Genomic DNA, 8108 nt, shown 5'->3' with positions numbered 1-8108 from the left:
ACTGAGTTGTTTGTAATTTTTTGACATAAGCAATCCAAAGATTGCACTACTCAGTCAAATGACAAAATGACCTCAAAATCATTTTGTCATTTGTTTTCAAAAATTGCACTTATCTGTTGAACTCAGCAATTAATTGAATCAAAACAAATGACTATTTCAGACCTTCACAATGTTTTAAAAATAATAAGAACATTACCTTTAATTGATAAGTATCAAAATGATAATATACCCAATACAAAATCATTGGAAGATTATCTAAAGAAGCAAGATAAGGTAATAACAATTGCTGATACACTTACAAAAAAGTAAACAAGGAAAATCATGTAACTCTATATTATTTTCCTATGTGAATCTATGCGTTACTCTACATCCAAAACCTATATATATTTTTCTGAAGTAATGATGACAATATCTGAAAAGGCAAAAAAGTGGAGCCTACTGATCATTTCCACATTACTTAGTATAGCAACGATTGTTGCGATTCTCATTATTAACCATCAAATTGCTGAACGATACAATTCGGCAATCGGAAAGACCCGGGCCCTTTTTGGCTTGACCGAGATAATGTATGATTACAAGTACTTTTTTGCTATTAGTTCAATAGTTGCTGCAATATTAGCCATAAAAGCACACCGAAAGGGACATCGACATTCAGGAGCAATCTTAATCTGTACAGCATTGGTCGCATTCTTACTAGTGTTCTTACGTCTTTGGAAACTTATGGTCGTACTGAACTAACTTTCATTTCAAAAAAGATGAAATATCCGGTCATTCAAATGCACCACAGCGCAGAACGTGTTGACTCATACGGTGCATTCTTTTTTAGTCCGATGGATATGATTGGCTTTACTTTTTTGACCAGCCTAGCCATGGTATGGATAGCAGGATTTACCCCTCAGGCCACCATTTATGCAATTTATGCCGCTACATTTCTTGCTGTTATTCAACATACCAACATTAAAACACCCCAATGGGCAGGATATATTTTTCAGCGACCGGAATCACACTCTCTACATCACGCTAAAGGGATTCACGCCTATAACTATTCCGATCTTCCGCTTTTTGATATCTTATTTGGAACATTTCGCAATCCAAAAGAATTTGCACAGGAAGCAGGTTTTTACAATGGTGCTTCATCTGAAATCGGGAAAATGCTGTTATTTAAAGACATTAACAATGAATCTCGACAAAAAATAGCTGAAAAAGCAGGTCACTGAATTCAAATTAAATATTTTAGATTGCTACTCTGGCGGGATACATATATAATTTGAAATTCAACTATTACAATGAAATCATTAGTGAACCTACTATTATTGTTTTTGCCAACCATCCCGGTTCTCGCACAACAGTCAAAAACTAATGTAATAATTATTAGTTCCATTCATGGTGCACATAAAGTCAATCCAAATTATCCTTATGATTCCCTTTTTGCATTCATTGATAGACAGAACCCAGATATAATTGGCATTGAAATAAGAGCAGAAGATATAGACAGTTCTATTTCCTACCTAAAAAGGAATTATCCTTATGAAATGTATGAATGCATTACGAAATATTCCCAAAAAAAGGTGGTTGGTTTTGATTGGCTTGGCGATGATTTATCAGGCCGATCGATACCAGAAAATTACTGGAAAGAAAATAGCACTATCAAAAAACTTCAACAAAAACTTTCTGCAGATAGTTTTCTAATTCAAAAATTATCTATCACCAATATTATTCAAGAAGAAAAGAAAAAACTTGCCTTGAACGCCTCACTTGAAGAACTAAATGATGGGAGATACGATTTGATCAATCGAATCTATTATTCACAACTGGGGCAAATATTGCATGATACAGAATTTAAAGTCTTATCCGATTTTTACTCAAAGAGGGATGAAATGATTGCTTCAAATATTATAGAAATAATTAAAAATAATTCAGGAAAGAAAATATTTTTTTTGCTTGGTGCCGACCACAGATTTTTTACTCTAACTAAGGTTTTTGAGAGATTCCAGGACAGCATTTTATTAAATCAATTCAATCCAAAATGACCTACGACTCAAATCCTCCTGTCAAATAAATAAGGAAACTAATGCCAACTATCTCCACAGAAAAACGCATTATTCATCCTGCATTACGTTCGCTAATTCGGCATATCGTTTTTATTGAAGCTGATTTCGGCGACAATCCCATTAGCATCGAGGGTAATTATATGCCTTCGCCGGAGCAAGCCATGTTTATCAATCTGTATACCCGGTTTAAGTCCAGAAAATCAGTAGAAAAAAGCTATAATACCGTTACCTCCTGCACCTTAATAGGAGCACATATTACCCCTTTCAAACTGCTGGCAGAAGAAAGTCATAAATCGGTATCGATTATTTTTCAACCAGGCGGACTAAACCGGTTTTTGAATATTCCGATGACCGAACTTTTCGACAATGGTTACAGTGCCCGAGAAGTTATAGGAAAGGAAATAGAAGAACTGCTGGATAAATCACATGATACGATTTCGTTTGATGAATTGGATGAAATTATCCAATCCTATTTTCTCAGTAAACTTTCCCAGGTAAAAGAACCCTTACCCATTGATTTGGCGCTGCAACACCTGTTCCTAAACTACAATATATGCATCGATAAGATTGCAGGTATGGCCTGTATGAGCCTCCGAAATTTTGAACGAAAATGCAAGGAACGATTGGGGATGTCGGCCAAACTGTATGCAAGAATCGCCAGGTTCCATAAGGCATATAAAATTCTTGAAACGAAGCCAACTATTGCATGGACAGATCTGGCTTATAAAGTGGGCTACTATGACCACATGCACTTTATTAAAGATTTTAAGGAATTCGCAAAACAAACTCCTACCCTGGTTTACAATGAGTTGAGAGAAGAGCATATGCAATTTCAGCTGGACTGGGACAAACTCTGATTTTGTCGTTTTCTTACTATAGCCGCCTTTTTTTCATAGATATTTTTACTGAAATAAAGATATCGAAATATGAAAAAGTTAGTTCTTTACGCAGCTATCGCGTTATCAAGCGGTTTGTTTTTTACCAATATTTATAATTCCATTGTAAATGCGGCTAACTGGGAAAGTAATATCCCTTATTCAATTAAAGCCACGAAAGACTTTTTTACAGTTGCCAATCCGGGCAGTTTCTTCAAACTCATTGATTTACCCAATCTGCTTTTAATAGCGCTCGCCTTAATACTATATTGGAAAAACTCAACTTCCATCCGCGTATTCCTGGGGATCGCTTTACTCTGCTTTATTTCCTCCCTGGTTTTAACCTTTACTTATTTCTATCCCAGAAATGAGATCATGTTTCTTTCAGCAGAACTTCCCGATACCGAAACGCTAAAAAGAGTAGCCGCTGAATGGGGCAACATGAACTGGATCAGGTCTTTGATATGGCTGATTGGACTTATCTGTACTTTCTTGGCTTTGGATAAAGCAACTTTGAATTCAACTAATAGCTCCCGATTTTAAAAGAAAAAATATTCGAAGCTTATGCCCGAGAAATCAGCTAAGCCAGCCTACAATCTACGACATGGCATCATTTAAATTTAGGTATAAAATAGTGCTGTCAGAACCAATATTGTCACGATAAATAGATATGAAAATAACAATTGGCTTAGCAAATTGGCAACTACGCTTCCTGGGGTATTATACCGCAGCTTACACCAATAATAGCAAGTTTCGGGTTTTTTGAATTCCATTATCGTAAGATATTTGTACTTTAAAGTTTCCTAAAAATGGATGAACAACAGGCCATTAATTACAAAAGAATTGCAACAGCAATTGAGTATATTCAGAAAAATTTTAAAGATCAACCTAATCTTGACGAAGTTGCTGAAAAGGTTCATTTAAGTTCATTTCATTTTCAACGACTTTTTAGCGATTGGGCAGGAACCAGCCCCAAGAAATTCCTTCAATATACTACCGTTGAATATGCTAAAACACTTTTAAAAGAAAAAAAAGCGACAGTTTCAGAGGCTGCCTATGAAGCAGGGCTTTCAGGCACAGGAAGGTTGCACGATTTGTTTATTAGTATTGAAGGCATGACACCTGCCGAATATAAAAACGGAGGAAAAGAACTGGAAATCAATTACAGTTATTCAGAAAGTCCTTTCGGAACCATACTTGTGGCTTCTACAAAAAAGGGTATTTGTTATATGGCATTTGCTGATGATGAAGCACCTGCCTTTAAAACAATGCAAAAGCATTTTCCCAATGCTCAATTCAGACAAATGGTGGATAAAAACCAACAAAATGCGCTTGGTATTTTTACACAGGATTGGTTAAAGCTCAACCAAATAAAACTTCACCTGAAAGGAACTGCCTTTCAGTTAAAAGTATGGCAAACGCTTTTAAAAATCCCTTTTGGAAAACTTGCAACGTATGGATCAATTGCTAGTGAAATTGAAAATCCAACTGCTTCAAGGGCAGTAGGTACCGCTATCAGTTGCAATCCAGTAGCATTCTTAATTCCCTGTCATCGTGTAATACAGTCTACAGGAAACTTAGGTAACTACCTGTGGGGTAGCATAAGAAAAACGGCAATCATAGGTTGGGAAGCAACAAAAATTAATGAAGAAAATAGATTATGAGCATTACAAATTGCATAGTAACGGACGCTGATGAAATTTTAAACCTTTATGAAGCAGCCAGAAATCTTCAAATTCAAAGAAAAATGGTGGTCTGGCCCAGGTTTGAAAAATCGTTTATAGAGCGGGAAATAGCTGAAAACCGGCAATGGAAAATTGTTATTGATAATGTAATTGTTTGCAATTGGACCATTACATTTTCAGATAAAGAAATTTGGGGCGACAGAGATCAAGACAATTCAATTTACATTCACCGAATATGCAATAACCCTAATTTCCGGGGTAACAGGTACATAGATAAAATAGTAGACTGGTCAAAGCAATACGCCAAAGATTTGGGAAAACAATTTGTACGTTTAGACACTTTGGGTAATAACACAAAATTGATTGAGCACTACACATCGGCAGGTTTTGATTTTTTAGGAATGTTCAAACTGACAGATACCGCAACATTGCCAGGTCATTACCAAACCGAACCAAACTGTTGCCTCTTTGAAATTGACTTACCCTATCTGCAGCAGCGACCAAATAAAGCATGAAAACCAGCAACGTATTCAGTTCCTTACACCAACGCATCATACAATATCTCCACCGGATGCATCGCCACTCTTCCGGTGCCATCTTTGATCTGGTGCCTGCAACTGGTTCCCGAGGCTGCGATTAAGGTATTGGCAGACTGCTTCCGTACCGCTGGAAATAAGACCAGCTCCCCGATTTGCATGGAGACTTCATAATGCTCCTTATCATAGCCAAAGGATCCTGCCATACCACAACAGCCCGAATTCACCGCGGTTGCCACATAGTTTGCGGGAATTGATAAAATATCCATCACATAGGACACCGAAGACAATGCTTTCTGATGACAATGCCCGTGTACGATGATTTCTTTTTTATCCGAATGGAATTGAGCCGGACCAATCCTGCCGCTCGCAGCTTCCCTGGCCAGGAACTCCTCAACCAGGAATGATTTGGCAGCCAGCTTTTTGGCCTGCTCCAATAAGGAAGCAGGCACGAGGTCCAGGTACTCATCGCGAAAGCTCAAAATTGCCGATGGCTCCAACCCAATGATTGGATAATCATCTGCTAATATCGGCTCCAGCAACTGTACATTTTTTGTTGCTATCTCCTTTGCCCGTTTTACCATTCCCTTTGATAAATGCGTGCGTCCACTTTCAATATGCTTTGGAAGGATCACCTCATAGCCCAGGCGCTCCAGTAATTCAATACACTTGATGCCAGTTTCTACATCATTGTAATTCGTAAACTCATCACAGAAGAAATAGACCCGTCTCCCTGCCTCCTTTGCCTCCTTTGTCCCCCTTTTCCCTGCCCATTCTTTCAACGTAAACTTATATAATGCGGGCAACTCTCTATGCTCCGACATATGCAGGATCTTCTTCAGCGATTTACTGAATATCCCCTGCTTCATCGACCAATTGTATACCCCGGGAAACTTACTCGCCAGTGCTGTTAATGCCGGGAACTCTCCTATCAATCGCGCCTTCAGTGGCACCCCATGCAGTTCATAGTACTGTTGAAGAAATTCCGCTTTCAGTTTGGAAACATCCACACTAGACGGACATTCAGCTTTACATCCCTTGCAGGATAAACACAAATCCATCGCCGCATGAATCTCTTTGTGATCAAAGGCCTTTGCACTGGTATCTGTAGTTAGAAATTGTCTTAGTACATTGGCCCTGGCCCGGGTGGTATCTTTTTCAAATCTGGTGGCCATATAACTCGGGCACATGGTACCTCCTGCCCGATGCGTTTTCCGGCAGTCGCCTGATCCGGAACATTTCTCTGCTAAAGCAAGTATGCCTCCCTCCCGGTCGAAATTAAAATGGGTTGCTACTTTGGTTGCGGCAGGTTTGGCTGGCATCCGGAAAGCTGCATCCATCGGAGGGGCATCTGTAATTTTACCCGGATTGAACAACTGCTTCGGATCAAATATGGTTTTGGTTTCCTTGCATAATTCATAACAGCGATCGCCCATCATAAAGGGAATAAATTCCCCTCTCAACCGACCATCCCCATGTTCACCACTTAAGGATCCCTTGTATTTCTTAACGATGGCTGCAGTACGCGCCAACAATTCCCGGAACTGTACCCTCCCCTCCTCTGATTTCAGATTGATCAAAGGCTCCACATGCAATTCACCTGCTCCTGCATGCGCATAGTAAGATGCTTTCAAATTCATGGAGTTCAGCAATTCCTGCAGGTCTTCAATATAATGAGGTAAATCCTCTGGCGCTACGGCACAGTCTTCTATCAGGTTCACCGGTTGTGCATCCCCCTGGATATTGCGAAGTAATCCAAGTCCCGCTTTGCGCAAATCCCATGCTTTATTAATAGATGATCCTGTTAATAACGGATACGCATATCCCAGTTGCAAGGATTTCAATTCATCTATAAAAGCGGCTGCTTTTACTTTCATAGGCTCCACTTCCTGCTCCATGAATTCGATCATCAATAGCGCAGCGGGATCCCCTTCTATAAAAAACCGGTTCTTCTGTTGCTCGCGGTGATTTTTGGTGAAGCTCAATATCACATCATCCACCAGTTCACTGGCATAACAGCCATGTTTAATCGCAACCAGGTTTACAAGGAGCGATTCTTTCAAACTGCTGCAATGCACACAAACCAATCCCTTCTCTTTTGGTGGTAATTCAAGTAAGTTGAGTTTGGCCTCGGAGATCATCGCGAGCGTGCCTTCTGATCCTGCAATCAAACGGCAAAGATTAAACGAAGCTGATCCGCCATAAGGTTCCGCATCCAGCAAAGCATCCAAAGCATACCCTGAATTTCTGCGCACTACTTTTTGAGCGGGATAACCTTCTTTAATAGCAGCCTGGTTGGCCTCATCCCCTAACAACTGGTGCATAGCTCGGTAGATATCTCCTTCTAGTCCGGGCTTAGCAAGTTTTGATTCGAGTCCCGCTGCATCCAATGCCCCCACAACAGCTTCTTCCCCATTGGAAAGAATGACTTTTAATTCCAGCACATGATCGCGCGTAGCGCCCCAAACCATAGAATGCAAGCCGCAGGAATTGTTACCAATCATACCACCAATCATGGCACGGTTGGAGGTGGAAGTCTCGGGACCAAAAAACAATCCATACGGCAGGAGTAATTCATTCAGCACATCGCGTTCGATGCCTGGCTGCACGCGTACCCATTTTTCTTCCTTGTTTACTTCCAGCAGGGCATTCATGTAGCGTGATAAGTCAATCACCAATCCATTTCCTACAACTTGTCCGGCTAAGGAAGTACCGGCTGTTCGGGGTATCATAGGCAATTCCGCATCCCGGCAAAAAGTTACCAGCTTTACCAGGTCGGCTTCCTCACGGGGAAGAGCAACCGCAATTGGCAATTCCTGGTATACGGATGCATCAGTTGCATAAGCCATTCGTACCGCGCGGTGTTCGGAGGAATCATCAAAATACAGATCGCCTGATAAGGAAGCCTGTAAGGTGTTGAAAGAATAGTGCGGACTGGCCGGTTGCATGATGACTGCGTTT

At 40.2% G+C, this 8108-nt stretch carries 7 protein-coding genes; 6 read left to right on the top strand and 1 reads right to left on the bottom strand.

Annotated features, from left to right (window positions below; genetic code table 11):
- Positions 1 to 755: 755 nt before the first annotated feature.
- The 6 genes from MD536_RS13880 to MD536_RS13855 all read left to right on the top strand — a co-directional run bounded on the left by MD536_RS13880 (position 756) and on the right by MD536_RS13855 (position 5126).
- Positions 756 to 1217: a sterol desaturase family protein gene (locus MD536_RS13880; protein ID WP_239601160.1), complete on the top strand. Its 462-nt coding sequence runs from the start codon at positions 756 to 758 to the stop codon at positions 1215 to 1217.
- Positions 1218 to 1286: 69 nt separating this feature from the next.
- The gene (locus tag MD536_RS13875) at positions 1287 to 2030 is read left to right on the top strand and encodes a hypothetical protein (protein WP_239601158.1); all 744 of its coding nucleotides are present in this window, start codon (positions 1287 to 1289) and stop codon (positions 2028 to 2030) included.
- A gap of 41 nt (positions 2031 to 2071) precedes the next feature.
- A complete protein-coding gene (locus tag MD536_RS13870; RefSeq protein WP_239601157.1) occupies positions 2072 to 2908 on the top strand; it encodes a helix-turn-helix domain-containing protein in 837 nt (278 codons plus the stop codon).
- 69 nt (positions 2909 to 2977) lie between these two features.
- The gene (locus MD536_RS13865; RefSeq protein ID WP_239601155.1) at positions 2978 to 3469 is read left to right on the top strand and encodes an anthrone oxygenase family protein; all 492 of its coding nucleotides are present in this window, start codon (positions 2978 to 2980) and stop codon (positions 3467 to 3469) included.
- A 266-nt stretch (positions 3470 to 3735) separates the two neighbouring features.
- Complete coding sequence (locus MD536_RS13860) at positions 3736 to 4590, top strand: bifunctional helix-turn-helix domain-containing protein/methylated-DNA--[protein]-cysteine S-methyltransferase (protein ID WP_239601153.1); 855 nt, start codon at positions 3736 to 3738, stop codon at positions 4588 to 4590.
- Positions 4587 to 5126, top strand: coding sequence for a GNAT family N-acetyltransferase (locus tag MD536_RS13855; RefSeq protein WP_239601151.1), 540 nt, complete (start codon positions 4587 to 4589; stop codon positions 5124 to 5126). Before MD536_RS13860 ends, MD536_RS13855 begins: the two co-directional genes overlap by 4 nt.
- A 23-nt stretch (positions 5127 to 5149) precedes the next feature.
- Here MD536_RS13855 and MD536_RS13850 read toward each other — a convergent pair whose 3' ends face one another.
- Positions 5150 to 8095 (bottom strand): FAD-binding and (Fe-S)-binding domain-containing protein, encoded by a 2946-nt coding sequence (locus MD536_RS13850; RefSeq protein ID WP_239601146.1) that lies wholly within the window; start codon positions 8093 to 8095, stop codon positions 5150 to 5152.
- Positions 8096 to 8108: the final 13 nt, after the last annotated feature.

The organism is Flavihumibacter cheonanensis, from assembly GCF_022352215.1.
GTDB classification, from domain to species: Bacteria; Bacteroidota; Bacteroidia; order Chitinophagales; family Chitinophagaceae; genus Flavihumibacter; species Flavihumibacter cheonanensis.
Note: the sequence above shows the minus strand (reverse complement) of the source record. Positions and strands in the feature narration are given on the sequence as shown.